The sequence below is a fragment of the Marinimicrobium locisalis genome (assembly GCF_039822625.1).
Classification (GTDB): domain Bacteria; phylum Pseudomonadota; class Gammaproteobacteria; order Pseudomonadales; family Cellvibrionaceae; genus Marinimicrobium; species Marinimicrobium locisalis.
The window spans coordinates 1-19664 of the sequence record NZ_JBDLLG010000007.1 but is presented as its reverse complement, the minus strand read 5'-3'; the positions used below and the strand labels follow the sequence as shown (position 1 = coordinate 19664).

Here is a 19664-nt window from a genome sequence, read left to right as displayed (position 1 = left end):
CCGGGAGTGTCGCAAGCAGCTCAGCGCGAATACGAACGCCTTTCCGGGTGATCGCTCCGGAGGCAACTGAACTTTCTGATAATGAGGTAACCATGGATAAAACATCTATCACGATCCTGCCGGGCGATGGCATCGGTCCGTCGATTATGGCGGCGGCCATTGAAGTCCTTGAGCAGGTGGGCTGCGACTTTAACTATGAGTACGCTGATGCGGGCCTCACTGCCCTTGAGAAGAGCAATGAGCTGCTCCCTGAAGAAACGCTTCGAGCTATTGAACGAAACAAGGTGGTTCTTAAGGGCCCCTTGACGACTCCGATTGGGGAGGGTTTTTCTTCCATTAATGTGGCATTACGTCAGAGGTTCAAGCTCTACGCCAACATTCGTCCCGTGGTTTCTTTTGAAGGCACCCAATCCCGTTACAAGGACATTGATATCGTCACGGTACGGGAGAACACCGAAGGTATGTACTCCGGCCGCGGACAGATCGTTTCCGATGACGACACCGTGGCCGAGGCGCTGAGTGTTATCACTCGTGGTGGAGCAGAGCGTATTTTGAGAGCGGCCTTTGAATTGGCCAGTCGTGAAAAACGTCAAAAAGTGACGGTGGTTCACAAAGCCAATATTCTCAAGTCCACCTCCGGCCTGTTTCTGAGGATTGCTCGCGAAGTGGCAAGAGAGTTTGATGAGATCAAGTTTGAAGAGATGATTGTGGACAACGCCTGTATGCAACTGGTGATGAACCCTCAGCAATTTGATGTCATTGTGACGACCAACCTGTTCGGGGACATCCTCTCCGACCTCTGTGCAGGATTGGTAGGTGGCCTGGGAATGGCGCCGGGTGCCAATATCGGCGATGACATTGCCATTTTTGAGGCCGTGCACGGCAGCGCGCCGGATATTGCCGGTATGGATGTCGCCAACCCAACCTCCGTCATTCTGGCCAGCTGCATGATGCTGGACTATCTGGGTCTGAAGGACAAGGCCGCTCGCATCAGGGCGGCCCTCCGGGAGCAGATCGCCAGCGGTGAAAGTCTGACCCGGGATCTAGGCGGTGAGGCTGGTACCCAGGAGTTTACCCGGGCGTTAATTGCTCGTTTTTGAATACAGAATAACAAGCCGATTAATCGGCGGTAATAAACGCGTTGTCGTTCCGTATTGGAACGGCGTTTGTAGAACAATGCTGAGTTTGATTCTGGCTCCATAAGCTGCTGTGATTGGCTCATTACTTTACTAAAGGAACATACATGTTGCTCCATTCGACCAAAGCCGACTGGTTCGGCAATATTCGAAATGACCTGCTGGCGGGCGTCGTCGTTGCGCTCGCACTGATTCCCGAGGCCATCGCGTTTTCAATTATCGCCGGGGTTGATCCGAAAGTGGGTTTGTATGCCTCGTTCTGTATTGCCGTGGTCATTGCTTTTGTGGGTGGCCGGCCGGGGATGATTTCGGCGGCCACCGGTGCCATGGCACTGCTGATGGTGACTTTGGTCAAGAACCATGGGCTGGAGTATCTGCTGGCCGCGACGTTGTTGACCGGTGTGTTGCAGATTGTGGCGGGCTATTTGAAGCTCGGCAACCTGATGAGCTTTGTCTCGAAGTCCGTAGTTACCGGCTTTGTGAACGCCCTGGCCATTCTGATTTTTATGGCACAGCTTCCGGAGCTGACCAATGTTACCTGGCACGTGTATGCCCTGACTCTGGCCGGGCTTGGAATCATTTACTTGCTGCCGCTGGTCCCGGTGGTCGGTAAGCTCGTGCCTTCGCCTTTGGTCTGTATTGTGGTGCTGACCTTTGTTGCGTTGCTTCTGGGCATTGATGTGCGCACGGTTGGCGACATGGGTCAGTTGCCGGATACCCTTCCGATTTTCCTCTGGCCGGACGTGCCCCTGAACTTTGAAACCTTGATGATTATCTTGCCGTACTCGGTATCGCTAACAGTAGTGGGGTTGTTGGAGTCCATGATGACGGCCACCATCGTGGATGACCTGACAGATACCAACAGTGATAAAAACCGGGAGTGTAAAGGCCAGGGTATTGCCAATATCGGCGCCGGTTTGCTGGGTGGCATGGCCGGTTGTGCCATGATTGGCCAGTCGGTGATCAACGTGAAATCCGGCGGCCGGGGGCGGCTATCCAGCTTGGCGGCGGGTGTATTCCTGATTGTGATGGTGGTTTTCCTGGGGCCCTGGCTGTCCATGATTCCCATGGCCGCTCTGGTGGCGGTGATGATAATGGTGTCAATCGGGACCTTTAGCTGGCGCTCAATCACCAATATGAAGGAACACCCATTGTCCACCAATATCGTGATGGTGGTGACGGTGGTCGTGGTTGTCGCCACCCATAATCTCGCTTATGGTGTGTTGGCGGGGGTACTGCTGGCCTCTTTGTTCTTTGCCAATAAGGTCAGTCACTTTCTGTATGTTGCTTCGGAGCTGGATGATGAAGGCACCACCCGCACCTATAAGGTGGTGGGACAGGTTTTCTTCAACTCGGCCGATCGGTTCGCCAGCCAGTTTGACCTGCGTGAGGCCCTCGATAGGGTTGTGATTGACCTCAGCCGCGCCCACTTCTGGGATATCTCGGCAGTCAGCGCTTTGGATAAGGTGGTGATCAAGTTCCGCCGAGAGGGTACCGACGTCGAATTGATTGGGCTCAACGAAGCCAGCGCCACAATTGTCGACCGCTTTGGCGTCCATGACAAACCGGAAGAAATTGAAAAAGTCCTGGGGGGACACTGATGAACAATAACCGAGTGACCGTACTGGCTTGCATTGACGGATCCGCCTACGCCCAGAGCGTGGTGGACTATGCCTCTTGGGCTTCTCGCACTGTAAGAGCCCCTTTAAAGCTGCTCCATAACATTGAGCATCGCTGCCATGCCCAAGTGTCTGACCTGAGCGGCAACCTCCGGGTGGACGAACGGGATGAGCTCCTCGAGCAGTTGGCCTCCATGGAACAAAAGCGCAGCAAAATCCTGATGGAACAGGGCAAGGAAATGCTGGAAGCGGCCCGTTCCAGAGCCGAAGCCGATGGCGCGGTAGAAGTCACTAAAGTACAGCGCCACGGTACCCTGTTGGAGTCGCTGGTTGAGCTCGAAGACGAGATTCGAGTGCTGGTTCTCGGTGCGCGGGGCGAGGACCACGAGGAAGACAACAAAGGGCTTGGGGCACAGCTAGAGACCGTTATTCGAGCCATGCATCGACCGGTATTGGTGGTGAACCGGGCGTTCACTGATGCGCCGCGCCGCTGTATGTTGGCCTACGACGGTAGCGAAGCCGCGCGCAAGGCCCTTGCCATGGTGGCGGAGAGCCCGCTGTACCGCGATATGGAATGCCATTTGGTGCATGTTTCTCGCGACGAACAATCGCCGCTGCTTGACGAGGCGACCGGGCTGCTTAATGAGGCGGGCATTACAGTGGTGACCGCCAGTCTGCACGGCGATGTGGAAAAGCAGCTGGCGGATTACCAGCGCGAGCATGGCATCGAGCTGATTGTCATGGGCGCTTTCGGTCACAGCCGTTTGCGGGAAGTATTGTTTGGCAGCGTGACGCACCGAATGCTCGAGAATGCGGCGGTGCCGCTGTTGTTATTGCGGTAGGGGATATCGGCTCCGAGAAATCGCTCTCGGAGCCCTCCTTTCCAGCTTGTGTGGCGTCGTCTATTACTTTTTCCACTCGAACGGCTTGAATGGCTCGTCAATCGGTGTTTGAGCCATATGATTGATATAGTTGCTCATCACTTTCTGTGCGACGGCCATAACCACCTCCAGTACCTGCCGATGGCCGTACCCGGCCTCACAAAATGCTTGTATCTCTTTCTCGCTGACCTCGCCGCGGTTGCGTACCACTTGCAGGGTGAACCGTCTCAAGGCTTCGAGTTTCTCAGTGGGGAGCGGTTTTTCATCGCGTAGAGCGTCGTCCAGCTCCTCGGAAACCTGCATGGAACGGGCGATACCACTGTGAGCCGGCACACAGTAATGGCACTTGTGCTCCACGTTAATGCTTTGCCAGAGCACGGTTTTTTCGTCATTGTCGAAGCTGGAGTCAAGCACCAACTCATGCAGTTTTTGGTAGGCCTCCAATGTGCCCGGTGCCTCCGCCATCACCGCGTGCAGGTTGGGAATCATGCCAAAATTTTCCTGGGACTTTTCTAGCAGGGGTTTGCTATCGGACGGCGCGCTCTCGGCATCATGCAGTTTGAAATCTGTCATATAAGAACTCCTAGCTCCTAAATGGGAATCAAGGTAGTACGCTAGCTTTGTTTGAGTGGTTATTCAATAAGGTGGCGCGATCTATATCATTGAACTACTCTCAGTAAAATAATAGGCGCCATAATGACGATTTTGCCGTCGCAATCCCGGCGTCAGTATCTCTCGCCACGGCGTGGCTGCAGGCTATCTCATGGGCACGGTGAAGTTTGCCGTTCAATCCCTGGGACGATCAAGTGTAAGATACCCACTGGCTTTACGACAGAGGGATACATGCCGAAAAACAACACGACGCAAGAAATGGTTTTGGATGATGCCTACTTGAGCGAACTGCGAGGCAAGCTAATGCGATTTGCGCGGCTTCAGCTCAGCGACGCCGCCGCCGCGGAAGACGCCGTTCAGGAGGCGCTTGCGGGTGCCTTGAAAAACCTGGACTCCTTTTCCGGCACAGCCGCCTTCCGGACCTGGGTATTTGCCATCCTAAAACACAAAATTACGGATCATTTCCGTAGGAGCAAGCGCCTGTTGAATGAAAGCAGCCTCCCGCCAGGTGATGAGGAGCAGGATCGCTCTGATGGCTTGTTTGATCAAAAGGGCCATTGGTACCGGGACGAGCGGCCCCAACCCTGGGCGGATCCGGAAGGCGCGTTGGAGAGCCGTCATTTTTGGCGAGTTTTCGAGGCCTGCCTCGAGCATTTGCCAAGCAAGCAGGCAAGGGTCTTCATGATGCGCGAATTTGTGGGGCTTACTTCCGATGAAATTTGTGCGGAGGTGAGCTTGTCGGTCAGCAACCTCCATGTCTTGCTACACCGGGCGCGCTTGCGCCTGCGAAACTGCCTGGAAAACAATTGGTTTAAAGGGGGTGCGTCATGATGAGCTGCCACCAGGCGACCCGGTTGATCTCTGAGTCCAGGGAACGTGCCCTGACGTTGCGGGAAAAATTGGCGCTGCGCTTTCATCAGTCCATCTGTGCAGGCTGCCGGCGCTTTGATGGGCAGGTTGAGTTTTTGCGGCGGGCCTCCCGGCATTTTTCCGGTTCGCCAAATTCACGCTCGGATCAGAACCAAAAACACCGTCACCCCCGAAAATGATGATGGCAAGCATGCTCTCTTGAACTGTAAGAAGTTGCCGCTCTTCTCGACAACATAGCCGGAGTTGATGTAGTTGGCTAAACGCTTTCGTTAAAAACGATGGAGAGGAGAACAAAGTGGCCTATATCTGTGAGTTGTATCGTCGTTTGGAGCAAGCCTTATCAGGCTTTCGTCATTTGGATGGCGTTCCGCCACTGCTGCTGCGACTGTATCTTGCCCCTGTCTTGCTGCAAGCAGGCTGGAAAAAGTTAAGCAATTTCGAAAACACGGCTGCCTGGTTTGGCAATTCCGACTGGGGGCTAGGTCTGCCTTTACCGGAAGTGCTGGCGGCGTTGGCGACGAGCACGGAGCTTCTCGGCGGCCTATTGTTGGTGGTGGGCTTTGCGGTTCGTTGGATCAGTATCCCCCTGATGTTCACCATGGTGATCGCCGCCGTCACGGTGCATTGGCAGAACGGCTGGCTTGCCATTGCCGATGCCGGTAGCTGGCTGGCCAATGAGCGGGTCATGGAAGCCGCCGAGCGTCTGGAGATGGGCCGCTTTATTTTGAAAGAGCACGGCAACTACGACTGGCTGACCGGGCGTGGCTCATTTGTCATCTTGAACAACGGCATCGAATTCGCCGCGACCTATTTCATTATGCTTTTGAGTTTGCTGTTCACCGGTGCCGGTCGATATGTCAGTGTTGACTACTGGCTGCGGCGCTGGTTGCTGAAAACGTGAATATTGCTAGCCTGCTGCGGTTACCCCCTGAGGTTGACTTCTCTTGTGATCCACACGAAGGTTTCAAGGTGTACTGTTAAGGGGTGTCACCTAATTTGAGTCCCGTTACCGGTTGACGGAAATCATGAGTGGTGGCCTCCGTCAACATCGCCCAATCGAGAGGAGAGACGTCTCAGTGAAAGCATCGGATTTATTCGTCAAAGCGCTAGAGTCTGAAGGGGTTGAACGCGTTTTTGGCGTACCCGGCGAAGAGAACCTGGATTTGTTGGACTCTCTGTCCCGCTCCTCCATTGAGCTGGTGCTGACCCGCCACGAGCAGGCGGCAGGCTTTATGGCGGCCACCCAAGGGCGGCTCACCGGCCGTACGGGCGTGTGCCTCGCAACGCTGGGGCCGGGAGCCACCAACCTGGTGACGGCGGCGGCCTACGCACAGCTCGGAGCCATGCCGATGTTGATGATCACCGGGCAGAAACCGATCAGAACCAGTAAACAGGGCGAATTTCAGATCATCGACGTCGTCGACATGATGACGCCTCTGACCAAGTACACCCGCCAGGTCGTGAGCGGCCAGGCGATACCGGCCCGGGTTCGCGAAGCTTTTCGCCGTGCCGAGCTGGAACGGCCCGGCGCCGTGCATCTGGAACTGCCCGAAGATGTGGCCCAGGAGACGACGGACGCGGCAGTGATTGGCCCCAGCCGTGCTGACTGCCCTCTCGCCTCTCAAGGTTCACTGGACATGGCGACCGACATGATTCGCAGAGCGAAGCGTCCTTTGCTGCTGATTGGTGCCAGTGCCAGTCGATACGATATCCGCCAGTCCCTCAAACAATTGGTTGATAAAACCGGCATCCCCTGGGTGGCGACCCAGATGGGTAAAGGTGTTCTCGATGAGCGCCACCCCGGTTACCTGGGTACGGCCGCGCTCTCCAGCGACGACTTCGTGCACCGGGCGTTTGAAGTGGCGAATCTGATTGTGAACATCGGTCACGATGTGATCGAAAAGCCGCCGTTCGTGATGGGGGCCGACGTGAGGGAAGGGGCCTGCACGCTGGGAAGTGGCGAGCGTCTGGCCCCTTGTGGCGATGCCCAGGTCATTCACCTGAACTACGTGCCGGCCTCGGTCGACAGCGTCTACTACCCGCAACAGGGCGTGATTGGCGATATGGCCGACAGCGTCCAGCGTCTGGCAGAGCGCTTGAGCGCTGAGCACCACTGGGACTTCACCCCCTTCGAGCGAGTGCGTCAGGGTTTTCTCGAACAGCTCGAAGCCCACTCTAAGGACGAACGGATGCCCATGGACCCCCAGCGGCTGGTGGCCGAAATGCGGGCTCTGATGCCGGATGATGGCATTCTGGCGCTGGACAATGGCATCTATAAACTCTGGTTTGCCCGCAACTATTCCGCCCACCGCCCCAACACGCTACTGCTGGATAATGCCCTGGCCAGCATGGGCGCCGGGCTACCCTCCGCGATGGCCGCCAAACTGGTACACCCCGAGCGCCAGGTGGTGGCCGTGTGCGGCGACGGCGGCTTTATGATGAACTCCCAGGAAATGGAAACGGCCGTGCGCCTGCAACTGGACCTGGTGGTGCTGGTCCTGCGTGACGATGCTTACGGAATGATTCGCTGGAAGCAGCGGCAACTGGGCTTTTCGGACTACGGCTTAAGCTATGGGAACCCAGACTTTGTCCGCTACGCGGAAAGTTACGGCGCGAAAGGCGTGGAAATTTCATCGATCCCCCAGTTGGCCGAGACCATCAACAGTGCTTGGCACGAAGGCGGCGTCCACCTGATCGTCGTGCCGGTGAATTACGAGGAAAATGAACCGCTCTTGAATCATCGTATTCCGGACATGGGCCGGGCACTCAAGCTGTAGGGGCTGGGCCAAGCATTAACTACCCGGCCCGCACTCAAGGCAGGGGTCGACTGGAGTGGCGTTTTTCTCCAAGTTATCGCGCAAGTCCCGAAGTGCGGTACGCACGCCCTCCTCAATAACCGGATGATAAAACGGCATCGCCAACATCGCGGAGACCGTCATGCGCTGCTGCGTGGCCCACGCCAGTAGGTGGCCGATATGCTCGGCGGCGGGGCCAAACATCTCGGCGCCCACAAACACGCCGCTGGTGCGCTCGGCATAGACCTTCAAGAGGCCCCGGTTTTTCCCGATCACTTTGCTGCGGCCCTGATCCTCGAACGAACTTTCGCCCACTACATAGTCTTTGCGTTTCTCGCTTGAGATACCGCCAACGGAAACGCCGACGCTGGTAATCTGCGGATTGCAGAATACCACGGAAAAAGGCGTCTGCCTGTCGGCGGAAATCACGTTTGGGTAACGGCCCGCATTGTCCCCGGCGATGCGGCCTTCGTGAGCCGCTTCGTGAAGGACGGGCGCCTGTTGATTGGCGTCACCCGCCAGGAAGACCGGGTGATCGCCGCATTGAAGCGTCGACGGATCCGTCAGCGGAACGTTTTTCTCATCCAGACTCAGGCCACTGTTGTGAAGGTCTAAACCCTTCAGATTGGGCGAGCGGCCGGTCGCCGCCAGAATATAGTCGAACTGCTCCGTCACTTCGCCTTTGTCACGATGGACATAGCGAATGGAAATACCACTCTCGGCCCGGGTAATATCCTTCACCTCGGAGCGGGTATCCAGGTAAAACTCCTCGTTGAAGTACTGTTCGGCATAGGCACGAATTTCTTCGTCGGCGATGCCGCCGAGGGAGCCGCTTCGGCCGAACATACGCACGCGAACCCCCAGGCGGCTTAACGCCTGCCCCAGCTCCAGCCCGACCACGCCGCAGCCGAATACCGCAATGGAGTCGGGCAGGGTGGAGAGCTCGAACAGGCTCTCACTCACAAGCAGCCGCTCCCCCAGGCCTTGAAACATGTCTGGGACAGTGGGGCTCGACCCGGTGGCGATAACGATGCGATCGGCTTCGACTTCCAGTTCGTCACCAACCGCCAGCCTGCCTGGCGCGATAAAACGGGCGCAACCGGTCAACTTATGTGCGGCGGGAATCGCCTCCACAGAATCCACCACCGACTCGACGAACTGGTCCCTTTCCCGGCGCACACGCTCCAGCACCTGCTTGCCATTGATCACGATATCGCCCACCTGAATGCCGAACAGGCCGGTTTGTGCCGCATCGTGGGTACTGTCCGCCGCGGCAATTAGCAGCTTGCTGGGCATACAGCCCACCCGGGCGCAGGTGGTTCCATAGGGGCCGCCTTCGATCAGTACCAGCTCGTCAGTGTGCTTGCGCGCGGCTTTATAGGCGGTAAGCCCCGAGGTGCCGGCGCCGATAATGGCAATCTCCACCTTTCTCTTATGCATCTTTTCGGCTCCTGATGAAACGGTTCAATGGGTGCTGTCTTCACCTTAGTAGACAACTGGGTTAGCGGATGTTCCTCTCAAAAGGTTTCAACGACCTCATAGATAAAGGCGGGCTGGGGCTTGGCCCCAGCCGGGGACGGGGAACGCAATGGTTATAGCTTAGCTGCTATCATGACCGCTCCTCCAGCCGCCCCGGTTATCCTCCAGCGGCTTGGCGGCGTACAAAAGAGGCGCATATTTGTAAGAAGTGGGCGATGCCGCCGACAGACGGACACTTAATGTTTTACCGCCCCCAGGCCAAAGGTTTATCGCAGACCAGAAGGACTCAGAATGAAACGCTTGCTCATCATCGCCGTTATCGCCGCCCTGGTGGCCGCCTTCTTCGGGTTTGGGTGGAACGAATATCTGACGTTGGAGCAGCTCAAGAGCAGCCAGTCATGGTTTGAACAGCGCCTGAGCGACTATCCGGTGCTGATTCCCGCCCTCTACTTTGCTATCTACGTGGCAGTGACCGCGTTGTCACTGCCCGGCGCCGCCGTGATGACCATTGCCGGCGGCGCGCTATTCGGGCTTTGGCAGGGGCTGTTGCTGGTCTCATTTGCCTCCAGCATCGGCGCGACGCTCGCGTTTCTGGTGGCGCGCTTTCTGTTACGCGCCTCCGTGCAAGAGCGCTTTGGTGACCGGCTGAAAGCCATTAACCGCGGCATCGAACGCGACGGCGCCTTCTATCTGTTCACGCTGCGCCTGGTACCGATCTTTCCCTTTTTTGTAATCAACCTGGTGATGGGGCTGACGGGCCTTAAAACCTGGACCTTCTACTGGGTCAGCCAAGTCGGCATGCTCGCGGGTACCGCCGTCTACGTGAATGCCGGCACCCAACTGGCGGAGGTGGAGAAGGTGGGCGGCATTTTCTCCGCCGAACTGCTGTTGTCGTTCGCGTTGCTCGGCATCTTCCCCTGGATCGCCAAAGGCATCGTCCGTGTGGTTCAGCGCGGGCGCGTCTACAAGAAATGGCAAAAGCCCAAACACTTTGATCGCAACCTCATTGTCATCGGCGCTGGTGCCGGCGGGCTCGTGTCCGCTTACATCGGCGCGACCGTCAAGGCCAAAGTCACCTTGGTGGAGTCGCACAAAATGGGCGGCGACTGTCTCAACTACGGCTGCGTGCCCAGCAAGGCCTTGATCAAAAGCGCCAAAGTGGCGCATCAAATACGCCACGCCGACCAATACGGCCTCACCGCCACCCAACCCGAGTTTAGTTTCCGCTCGGTCATGGAACGCATCCACCGGGTGATCAAAGACGTCGAACCCCACGATAGCGTCGAGCGCTACACCGGCCTGGGGGTGGACGTGGTGCAAGGTTACGCCACCCTGGTTGATCCCTGGACTGTGGACATCGCCCTGAATGACGGCGGCACCCAGCGGCTCACCACCCGCAGCATCGTCATCGCCGCCGGCGCCGAGCCCCTGGTCCCCGACCTGCCGGGCCTGGAAGAGACCGGCTACGTCACCAGCGACACCCTGTGGGATCGCTTCTCCGAACTGGACACCCCCCCGAAACGCCTCATCGTCCTCGGAGGCGGCCCCATCGGCTCGGAACTCTCCCACGCCTTCGCCCGGTTGGGCTCGCACGTGAGTCAGGTCGAGCGGGGCCCGCGCATTCTCTTCAAAGAAGATGAAGAAGTCTCGGAACTCGCCCGCCAGGCCATGACCGCCGACGGCGTCGACGTCCTGACCGAACACGAAGCCCTACGCTGCGAACGCGAAGGCGACCAAAAAATCCTGGTCGTTAAACATCAGGGCGAAGAAAAGCGCATCCCCTTCGACGAGTTGCTGGTCGCCGTGGGCCGCAAAGCCCGCCTGAAAGGCTACGGCCTTGAAACCCTCGGCATCCGCACCGAACGCACCGAACGCACCGTCGTCACCAACGAATACCTCGAAACCCTCTACCCCAACATCTACGCCGCCGGCGACGTCGCGGGCCCGTATCAATTCACCCACACCGCCGCCCACATGGCCTGGTACGCCGCCGTCAACGCCCTGTTCGGCCAATTCAAACGCTTCAAAGTCGACTACTCGGTGATTCCCTGGACCACCTTCATCGACCCCGAAATCGCCCGCGTCGGCATCAGCGAAGCCGACGCCATCGAACAAGGCATCGACTACGAAGTCGCCCGCTTCGAACTCGAAGAACTCGACCGCGCCATCGCCGACAGCAACATCACCGGCTTCATCAAAGTCATAACCCCCAAAGGCAAAGACAAAATACTCGGCGCCGTCATCGTCGGTGCCGAAGCCAGCAACCTCATGGCCGAATTCATCCTCGCCATGCGCCACGGCCTCGGCCTCAACAAAATCCTGGGCACCATCCACACCTACCCAACCTTGTCCGAAGCCAACAAATACACCGCCGGCGAATGGAAAAAAGCCCACAAACCCGAAACGGTTTTGAAGTGGCTGGAGAAATACCACACATGGAGAAGAGGAGGGAGTCAATAATGCGATTGACGTCTTACAGAGCTTTCTTACATCGCACGGAGGTGCAGAGTCCGGTGAATGGTTGCAAGACCGTAGAGCGCGGGATTCGCGGTTGCGAGCCTACAGGGATGTATTTATGGCGTGTCTTGCAACCATTCACCGGACTCTGTGCCGGGCGTGATGCTACCTTTCAGACTGTTAAGAGAGTTTTGCTTTTTGGAGTGCTCTTCTTTGCTGGGAATCTGTCTTGGGCAAATGATTTCGACCATCAGAGCAAAGTCTATGCTCAGGTTCTGCAAAACTACGTTACCTGGAACGACGCCGGTACCGCCACCACCGTCGACTACAAAACCCTAAACGCCAACCCAGAAAACCTCAACCAATACCTAAAACAACTCGCCAACGTCCAAAAAACCACCTTCGAAGACTGGACCAAAAACCAACAACTCGCCTACCTCATCAACACCTACAACGCCTACACCCTGAAACTCATCATCGACCACTACCCGGTCGACAACATCCGAGACATCGGCCCCTTCTGGAAAACCCCCTGGGAAATCAAATTCATCCCCCTGTTCGGTGAAAAACGCAGCCTCGACCACGTCGAACACCAATTGATTCGCGAGCCCGGCGTCTACAACGAACCGCGCATCCACTTCGCCGTCAACTGCGCCTCCATCGGCTGCCCGGCCCTGCGCACCGAACCCTTCACCGCAGAGCAGCTCGAACAACAACTCGAAGACAGCACCCAACGCTTCCTGCGGGATGAAACCCGAAACCGCTACCGCGATGGAGAACTGCATGTCTCCCCCATCTTCAAATGGTACCGCGAAGACTTTCAGCGGGGCTGGAACGGTGTGGACAGCCTGAACGAGTTTTTCCTACGCTACGCCGAGGCGCTTGATTTAAATGATGCACAGCGCCAGGCATTGAAGAACGACAATGTAACCTACAAATTTCTCGATTATGACTGGTCACTAAACGAGAGCGAGTAGAACGAATTTACGGCGGATGCGCTTCGCTTATCCGCCCTACGTAGGCCAATGTAGGGCGGATAAGCTGAAAGCGCATCCGCCAAAACCAAACAACCCGACCCTCAAAAGGAGCACTGAATTAATGAACCACCGCTTCCCCAGCCAACTTATGCATTCCACAGGCATTCGAACTTTGTGCGCCAGCGCGGCTTTGATGGCCAGCGTATCTTCCCAAGCCCAAACCGGCGACATCCAGGACGTCCTCGTCGTCGGCGAAGCCCTGAGCGGCATGGGCAACATCCGCAGTGAAGACGTCGAAGGTCCCTTCGGCCTCAACCAGAGCATCGCCGACATCGGCCGCTCCATCACCCCCGTGACCGAAGCCATGCTCAACGAAGTGGCCATCGACAACCTGCAGGAACTGCAACGGGTCGCCCCCAACACCTTCCAGGCCAAAGGCTTTGGCGCGCCCAGTCTACCCACGCTGCGAGGCCAATTGGGCGAAGTGTTTTCCGCCGGCATGCGTCGGCAGGTGGGCAACAACGGCCTGGGTATTCCGCTGTCGTTCAACTCCGTGGGGCAGATCGATATCGTGCGCGGCACGCCCTCGGTCATTCTCGGGACCACGCAGCGCACCGGCGGCTTTGTGAACATCACACCCAAGCGGCCCGACCTCACCGAAAACAATGGCCGCCTCAGCCTGACCGGCGGCGAGTGGGACCAGTACGGTGCTCAGCTCGACTATTCCTGGGTCATCGAACCCGAACGCCAGGGGGCGCGCCTCAGTCTGGAACACAAAGACGAAGGTAGCTTTTACGACTACAGCGGCCTGGACAGCACCAACCTGTTCGCCGCCTACCGCTTGCTACCCAACGACAAGACCGAGTGGAACCTCTCCCTCGAGTACTACGACGTCGAGTGGACCGATAACGCCGGCCTCAACCGCCCCACACAAAAGCTGATCGACCACGGCCTCTACGTGCAGGGGCAGGGCGTGCAACCCAACGGCTCCACCGTGCCCGGTGCCTTCGCCGTGGTCAGCCCCACGGGCGAAGTGGAAATCCCGCGCAGCCGTGTCCACACTCACCCGGACGATATCAACGGCGCGGAAACCCTGCTGTTGCACTCGGTGTTCAACACCGAGCTGAGCGATTCGGTTCGGTTGGTCAACCGCAGCTACTACGAACACCTGGAGCGCGAGGAAATCGCCCAGAACAGCTTTGTGGAAATCGTCGACGGTGCCGACACTTTTGAAAACCGCCTGGAGCTGCATATCGACAACACCATCGTCGGGGCCAACGTTCGTTACAACGACGTACTCGGCTATAGCCAGTTCACCACTGAAGCGGACTTGCCCACCGACCTGACCGGCCCGGTCAGCAACCGGGAAATTCCGCTCACCGACGCCCAAAAATCGCGCTTGGTGGAATTGCGTCCCGGCGTGTTTGTCTCCCCAGGGGCGCAGTACGATATCGACGGGGACGGCAGTGGCGACTTCAACCTATCCGACACCACCGACTCCACCAGTTGGCAAACCGGCTTGTTCGCCCAGCACCGCCAGCCCCTCACCGAACAGCTGCAACTGACATTGGGTGTTCGCGGTGACTGGTACGACGTCACCGCCCGTGACGCTTTGCCGCCGGAAGGGGTTGAGGCCGCAAGCGACAGCCACAATGACTTTCTCAAAGCCGGCGAGGCAAGCCTGCACTATGAAGCCACCGACGCGGTGACCTTGTACGCCACCAGCAGTTACAGCGAGTCCACCTCCAACAGCATGGCCGGTGGCAATGTATTGGGAGCGAACAACGAGATCGACCCGCTCAACTTCGCTACCGAAAACACCCTGTACGAGTTGGGCGCAAAATACGCCCCCGCCGGCTCGCCCTGGTACGCGGACATGGCCGTGTTTGACCAGACCCGTAGCCTGCGCAACCGCGACGGCAGCAACAGCGGCGTGGCGACCCGGGGCCTGGAAGCGCAACTGTTCTACCGGGGCGAGCAAGCCTGGACCAGCGTCGGTTTCAACCTGCTCGATGCCGAGTTCGACAACTCCGCCGCCTTCCAGGCCGCCGAGCGGGTGACCGATGCATTCGATAACTCCCGCCCGGACATTGTCGAAGGCACCGGCGTGGGCGCGCCCAACTTTGCCGCTTTCCCCGCCTCCAACCAGCGGCTCCATGGCCTGCCGGATTGGAGTATTTCGGCGGCGGGCGGCTACGAGCTGAACGATCACTGGTCCTTTGGCGGCTCGGCGGTGGTCGCCAGTGACTATCCGCTGGACTACCTACAGACGGTCATTATCCCCGAGCAGTTCACCTTGAACGCCAACGTCAGCTACGAGTTCAACCAAGGCACCAGCCGCATCCGGCTGGATGTGTTCAACCTCACTGACGAAGAGAACTGGACACCGGTCTTTGAAGGCGGTTACTTTGGGGCCTCTCTTGTTTTCCCGGAATTGCCTCGGCATGTTCAGATTCAATTTACGCAAACGTTTTAACGCCGCCGCGATAGCACTGCTCGCTTTGACGGCGGGCAGTGCTCAGGCTGAGGACGACTGGTCCCATGTGCTCGACGAAGCGCGGGGCCAGACCGTCTACTTTTACGCCTGGGGCGGCTCGGATGCGGTGAACCGCTATCTGCGTTGGGCGGATGGCGAGCTGCGCTCGCGTCACGGAGTCAAACTCCAGCACGTGAAAGTCAGTGATATCGCCGAAGCGGTACACCGCCTGCGCACCGACAAGGATGCCGGCCGAGAGCAAGGCGGCGCGATGGACCTGCTGTGGATCAACGGGGAAAACTTTCACGCCCTAAAACGCCATCAGCTGCTGGAGCCGGAGCTGTTATCCGCCGTGCCCAACCACACCCACTTGTTGACGGACAAACTCCCACTGCTGAGCGACTTCGGCGTACCAGTGGACGGCCTGGAAGTGCCCTGGGGCATGGGCCAGTTCAACCTGATTGCGCGGGAAAAGACCTTCCCGCAAAAAGAAATCACACCGCAGCAACTGTTGCAGTATGCCCAAGACCACCCCGGCCGACTGAGCTACCCCAAGCCGCCGGATTTTATCGGCACCACCTTTTTAAAATCCCTGCTGCAAGCGCTCACCGACAATGACGAACGCCTGTACCAGCCCGCTACCGACAAAGCGGCCGCTGATCTGTTGCCGGAATTGTGGGGCTATCTGGACCAACTTCATCCCCTGTTGTGGGAAAAGGGCAAAACCTTTCCCCAGTCCTCCGCGCAACAGTTGCAATGGCTCGCGGACGGGCAACTGCATGTGGCGTTCAGTTTCAACCCTCAGGAAATGGCGGCCAAGGTCAAAGCCGGGCGCTTGCCCGCATCGGTGACCCAGCATTACTTTTCCCAGGGCGCCATCACCAACAGCCACTATCTAGCCGTGCCCCGCAATGCCTCACACAAAGCCGCCGCCAAAGTCGCGATCAACTTTCTGATTTCCGAACCGGCGCAACAACGCAAGGCGGACACCGACCATTGGGGCGACCCGGCGGTGGTCGAGCTGCCCGGTGAACCGGCGCTGCTACCCACCGCGCCGGAACTGCACGCCAGTTGGCAAGGCCTGCTGGAGGACCAGTGGCTCGCCCGTTACCAGTAAACCGCTGGCTGACGACCGGCGCCGGCCTGAGCATCGGTCTGCTGGTGGCCGTGCCCGTATTGATATCGGCCGGGCTCTATGGAGCCGACCTCTCCGCCTTCAGCGCCTCGGCCCTGCAACGGTTTGTCGCGGCGCCCGGCTTATTGCAGTCTCTGATCTACTCACTGGTGCTGGCCCTCATCGCTCCCTTGCTGGCCTGCTATGTGGCCCTGGCATTCAGCCTGTATCGCCCGAACCGATTGTTGGGCTGGCTCTCTCCCTTTCTCTCCATTCCCCACCTGGCCTTCGCCGTGGGCGTGGTCTTCCTGTTCAGCCCCACCGGCTGGTGGGTGCGTGCTCTGCACAGCCTGTTCGGCGTGTTCGATGCTCCGCCCAACGCCGCGCTCCTGGCCGACCGCTCGCTGTGGACCTTGTTGTGGGTATTGGTTTTGAAAGAAATTCCGTTTCTGCTGCTGATGACCCAGAGCGCGCTCACCCAGATTCCCGCCCAGCGCTACCTGCAGGTGGGGCAGACCCTCGGGCACTCCCGCGTCGCCAGTTGGTGGCAACTGGTGGTGCCGGAACTGCTCACCCGCCTGCGCCTTCCCATGGCGGCGGTCATCGTTTATACCCTCTCGGTGGTGGACGTTCCCCTGTTGGTCGGGCCCAACCTGCCGGGGATATGGGCGCAGCAGGTGTTTCAATGGCAGCAGGACTTCCAGCCCGGCGCACAGCAGTCCGCCGTACTGGGAGGGCTCGCCTTATTCCTGTTGGCCGCGATTCTTCTGTGGCTCAACCGTCAGCACGAACGGGCCTACAACACCCTGCTTCGCTGGCAGCGTCAGAGCGATAAAACCCTTCCCCGGTGGCTCGGCCGCGTCGGTGCCGCCTTGCAAACCGCCGCCCGACTCTGGTTGCCCTTGATGGTGCTGATCTCCGCTGGCGTGATAGCGGCACTGCTGGTCTGGTCCTTCGCCTCGGGCTGGTTCTACCCGGCGCTGCTGCCCGACGCCTTCAGCCTATCCACCTGGCGCGGTGAATGGCCCTTCCTGGCGCCGCTGCTCTGGCAGACCCTGTCACTGGCGCTGGTCAGCGCCACCCTCGGCCTGGCCGCCGCGCTGCTCTGCCTGGAGTGGCAGGCCCGCCGGGAGCGCTATTGGCCCCAGTGGTGGCTGCTGCTCGGCCTGTTGCTGCCGCAACTGCCGCTGGTCATGGGCTGGCAGTTCGGTCTCAGTCTGTTTCACCGCGACCCGCACTGGGGCTGGGTACTCTGGTCCCACAGCGTGTTCACCTTTCCCTATGCCTACCTGGTGCTGAATGGTGACTACCGGCGCTTCAACCGCCGCTGGCTGCTGGTCAGCCAGAGCCTGGGCCACTCCGCCCTCAACAGCTGGTGCCGGGTCCTGGTGCCGATACTCCGGCAACCCATGCTCTACGCCTGGGTCATCGCCTTTTCCGTCAGCGTCGCCCTCTACCTGCCCACCCAACTGCTGGGGGCAGGGCGCGTCGTTACCGTTACTACCGAAGCGGTGAACATCGGCAGCGGCGGCGACCGCCGCCTGCTCGGCCTCTACGCCCTCTGGCAAATGCTGCTGCCGCTTACCGCCCTGATCATCGCCGCCCTCGCGTCCGGCCGACGTCGCCGCGCGAGCGCTTAAACACGGAGCCCGTTATGCTCGATACCCGACTTGTCCCACTCATTCGCCCACCGTTACACCGGCTGGCCCAAACCCTGAACCGCCGGGGCATTCGCGCGGACCAAGTGACCGTCGTGGGCTTTATCGTCGGCATGCTCGCCGTGCCGTTTTTGTGGATGGAGTGGTACACCGCCGCCCTGCTCGCCATCGGCCTCAACCGCCTGGGCGACGGCCTGGATGGCGCCGTGGCCAGAATCCAGGGCCTCAGCGACGCCGGCGGGTTTCTGGACATCGTGCTGGACTTCATTTTCTACAACGCCATCGCCTTCGGCTTCCTGCTCGCCAACCCCGAGCAAAACGCCCTCTGGGCCGGCCTGCTCATGTTCTCCTTCGCCGGCACCGGCACCACCTTCCTGGCCTTCGCCATCATGGCCAACAAACACCAACTGGACAGCCCCGACTACCCCCAGAAATCCCTCTACTACATGGGCGGCCTGACCGAAGGCACCGAGACCATTATCGCGTTCATTCTGTTCTGCCTCTTCCCGCAGCACTTCCCCTGGCTCGCCGGCATATTCGCTCTGATGTGCTGGGTTACCACCTTGGCACGGATTCGGGCGGGATACGCAACGCTGAAAGCGGTATCGCCGCGAGAGGAGCTAGCTGCCACCTAGAAGTAACAGCGCTCAGAAAATGACAGGGAAGGCATTCTGGTATAAAGTCAAAACAATGGCATTCCAGGTAACACGCGAACGCAAACGTCGCTATAGCCTGGAACAATAAATAGCTCGGCGCTGGCACAAGAAAAGTAATGGACTAGGCAATCATGGCTCGTTTTCTCTCACCCACATGCGCGTTTTTATCCCTTCCTATTAAAAAATACAGGAAAATCAGTGGCTTAGCGTATTGGCTGGATGGATGTCACGCATCGGCAGGAATGATATCGCGCATGCGCGTTTGTATCCGGCTTTGTAGGGGCGAAAAACTGACGAAAACCCAACGAAATCAATGGGATAACGAGGTAGTGACTGGGGCAATCTTGTCTTGTAAACGCGCATGCGCGATATACAAATGTTAGTGTGATTTGAGCTATGAAGAAAACGGGATGGACCAACTTTCTGGCATATTGCTTGGCGTTCTCCACCTTGAGCGGCATTGGAAATGCAGTGATTATGCTGAAAGACGAACAGTGGCAGGCGAAGGTACTCGCTGCTTGCGTGCTAGCATATGTCGCCTGCTCAGCTACGGCGGCATTTTCGCTGTTTGCGGGAAAGAATTGGGCCCAAAAGGCTGTCGGTGCTTGGGCAGTGGCTCTGGTTCTTCTGATCGTGCCTATGCAGTTCTGGGTAACTGGTGCTCCGGTACTGTATGTTTCAATTACAGCTTTGATCGTAGCTTTTTTACTATTCAAGATTTATAAGTATGTCGGAAGTTGCGCCAATAAACACTAACCATACGCAGCACTACACCGCCTTCGGCGGTGGGACGCTCGTAAACTCGCGCCCGTGTGCTTAGGCGTTATGAAGATCATGAGTAAAAGTGACTTATCAATGAAAACGTTTATTCGTAACTATTCAGCACCATCTTCAAGATGCGAGCGCTTTTCAATCAAAAAGTCCGGCCAGTTAT

At 58.3% G+C, this 19664-nt stretch carries 16 protein-coding genes; 14 read left to right on the top strand and 2 right to left on the bottom strand.

Annotation, left to right across the window (positions count from 1 at the left end; all coding sequences use genetic code 11):
* Positions 1-92: 92 nt before the first annotated feature.
* The 3 genes from AAE514_RS06225 to AAE514_RS06215 all read left to right on the top strand — a co-directional run bounded on the left by AAE514_RS06225 (position 93) and on the right by AAE514_RS06215 (position 3597).
* On the top strand, positions 93-1100 hold the full coding sequence (locus AAE514_RS06225; protein WP_347330662.1) for an isocitrate dehydrogenase: 1008 nt from the start codon (positions 93-95) through the stop codon (positions 1098-1100).
* 143 nt (positions 1101-1243) lie between these two features.
* Positions 1244-2737, top strand: a complete 1494-nt coding sequence (locus tag AAE514_RS06220) for a SulP family inorganic anion transporter (RefSeq protein WP_430623882.1) — start codon at positions 1244-1246, stop codon at positions 2735-2737.
* Positions 2737-3597, top strand: coding sequence for a universal stress protein (locus AAE514_RS06215; protein ID WP_347330661.1), 861 nt, complete (start codon positions 2737-2739; stop codon positions 3595-3597). The genes AAE514_RS06220 and AAE514_RS06215 overlap by 1 nt, the downstream gene beginning before the upstream one ends.
* Before the next feature lie 63 nt (positions 3598-3660).
* Here AAE514_RS06215 and AAE514_RS06210 read toward each other — a convergent pair whose 3' ends face one another.
* Positions 3661-4209, bottom strand: a complete 549-nt coding sequence (locus tag AAE514_RS06210; RefSeq protein ID WP_347330660.1) for a carboxymuconolactone decarboxylase family protein — start codon at positions 4207-4209, stop codon at positions 3661-3663.
* 270 nt (positions 4210-4479) lie between these two features.
* Between AAE514_RS06210 and AAE514_RS06205 the strand changes: the two genes are divergently transcribed.
* The 4 genes from AAE514_RS06205 to AAE514_RS06195 all read left to right on the top strand — a co-directional run bounded on the left by AAE514_RS06205 (position 4480) and on the right by AAE514_RS06195 (position 7895).
* The gene (locus AAE514_RS06205) at positions 4480-5079 is read left to right on the top strand and encodes an RNA polymerase factor sigma-70 (RefSeq protein WP_347330659.1); all 600 of its coding nucleotides are present in this window, start codon (positions 4480-4482) and stop codon (positions 5077-5079) included.
* Positions 5076-5297, top strand: a complete 222-nt coding sequence (locus AAE514_RS18675) for an anti-sigma factor family protein (protein WP_488212733.1) — start codon at positions 5076-5078, stop codon at positions 5295-5297. Before AAE514_RS06205 ends, AAE514_RS18675 begins: the two co-directional genes overlap by 4 nt.
* Before the next feature lie 116 nt (positions 5298-5413).
* Complete coding sequence (locus AAE514_RS06200) at positions 5414-6019, top strand: HvfX family Cu-binding RiPP maturation protein (RefSeq protein WP_347330658.1); 606 nt, start codon at positions 5414-5416, stop codon at positions 6017-6019.
* Between the two features lie 175 nt (positions 6020-6194).
* Positions 6195-7895 carry an acetolactate synthase large subunit gene (locus AAE514_RS06195; RefSeq protein WP_347330657.1) on the top strand — a complete coding sequence of 567 codons (1701 nt, stop codon included), beginning with the start codon at positions 6195-6197 and terminating at the stop codon, positions 7893-7895.
* A 15-nt stretch (positions 7896-7910) separates the two neighbouring features.
* Here AAE514_RS06195 and AAE514_RS06190 read toward each other — a convergent pair whose 3' ends face one another.
* On the bottom strand, positions 7911-9353 hold the full coding sequence (locus AAE514_RS06190) for a dihydrolipoyl dehydrogenase (protein ID WP_347330656.1): 1443 nt from the start codon (positions 9351-9353) through the stop codon (positions 7911-7913).
* 330 nt (positions 9354-9683) lie between these two features.
* Here AAE514_RS06190 and AAE514_RS06185 point away from each other — a divergent pair, with 330 nt between their 5' ends.
* The 7 genes from AAE514_RS06185 to AAE514_RS06155 all read left to right on the top strand — a co-directional run bounded on the left by AAE514_RS06185 (position 9684) and on the right by AAE514_RS06155 (position 19486).
* Positions 9684-11852 carry a dihydrolipoyl dehydrogenase family protein gene (locus AAE514_RS06185; protein ID WP_347330655.1) on the top strand — a complete coding sequence of 723 codons (2169 nt, stop codon included), beginning with the start codon at positions 9684-9686 and terminating at the stop codon, positions 11850-11852.
* Positions 11853-12052: 200 nt separating this feature from the next.
* Positions 12053-12826 carry a DUF547 domain-containing protein gene (locus AAE514_RS06180; protein ID WP_347330654.1) on the top strand — a complete coding sequence of 258 codons (774 nt, stop codon included), beginning with the start codon at positions 12053-12055 and terminating at the stop codon, positions 12824-12826.
* A 121-nt stretch (positions 12827-12947) separates the two neighbouring features.
* A complete protein-coding gene (locus AAE514_RS06175) occupies positions 12948-15302 on the top strand; it encodes a TonB-dependent receptor (protein ID WP_347330653.1) in 2355 nt (784 codons plus the stop codon).
* On the top strand, positions 15271-16419 hold the full coding sequence (locus AAE514_RS06170; protein WP_347330652.1) for an ABC transporter substrate-binding protein: 1149 nt from the start codon (positions 15271-15273) through the stop codon (positions 16417-16419). Before AAE514_RS06175 ends, AAE514_RS06170 begins: the two co-directional genes overlap by 32 nt.
* On the top strand, positions 16398-18056 hold the full coding sequence (locus AAE514_RS06165; RefSeq protein WP_347330651.1) for an ABC transporter permease: 1659 nt from the start codon (positions 16398-16400) through the stop codon (positions 18054-18056). The genes AAE514_RS06170 and AAE514_RS06165 overlap by 22 nt, the downstream gene beginning before the upstream one ends.
* Before the next feature lie 14 nt (positions 18057-18070).
* Positions 18071-18709 (top strand): CDP-alcohol phosphatidyltransferase family protein, encoded by a 639-nt coding sequence (locus AAE514_RS06160; protein ID WP_347330650.1) that lies wholly within the window; start codon positions 18071-18073, stop codon positions 18707-18709.
* A gap of 417 nt (positions 18710-19126) precedes the next feature.
* Positions 19127-19486, top strand: a complete 360-nt coding sequence (locus tag AAE514_RS06155) for a hypothetical protein (protein ID WP_347330649.1) — start codon at positions 19127-19129, stop codon at positions 19484-19486.
* Positions 19487-19664: the final 178 nt, after the last annotated feature.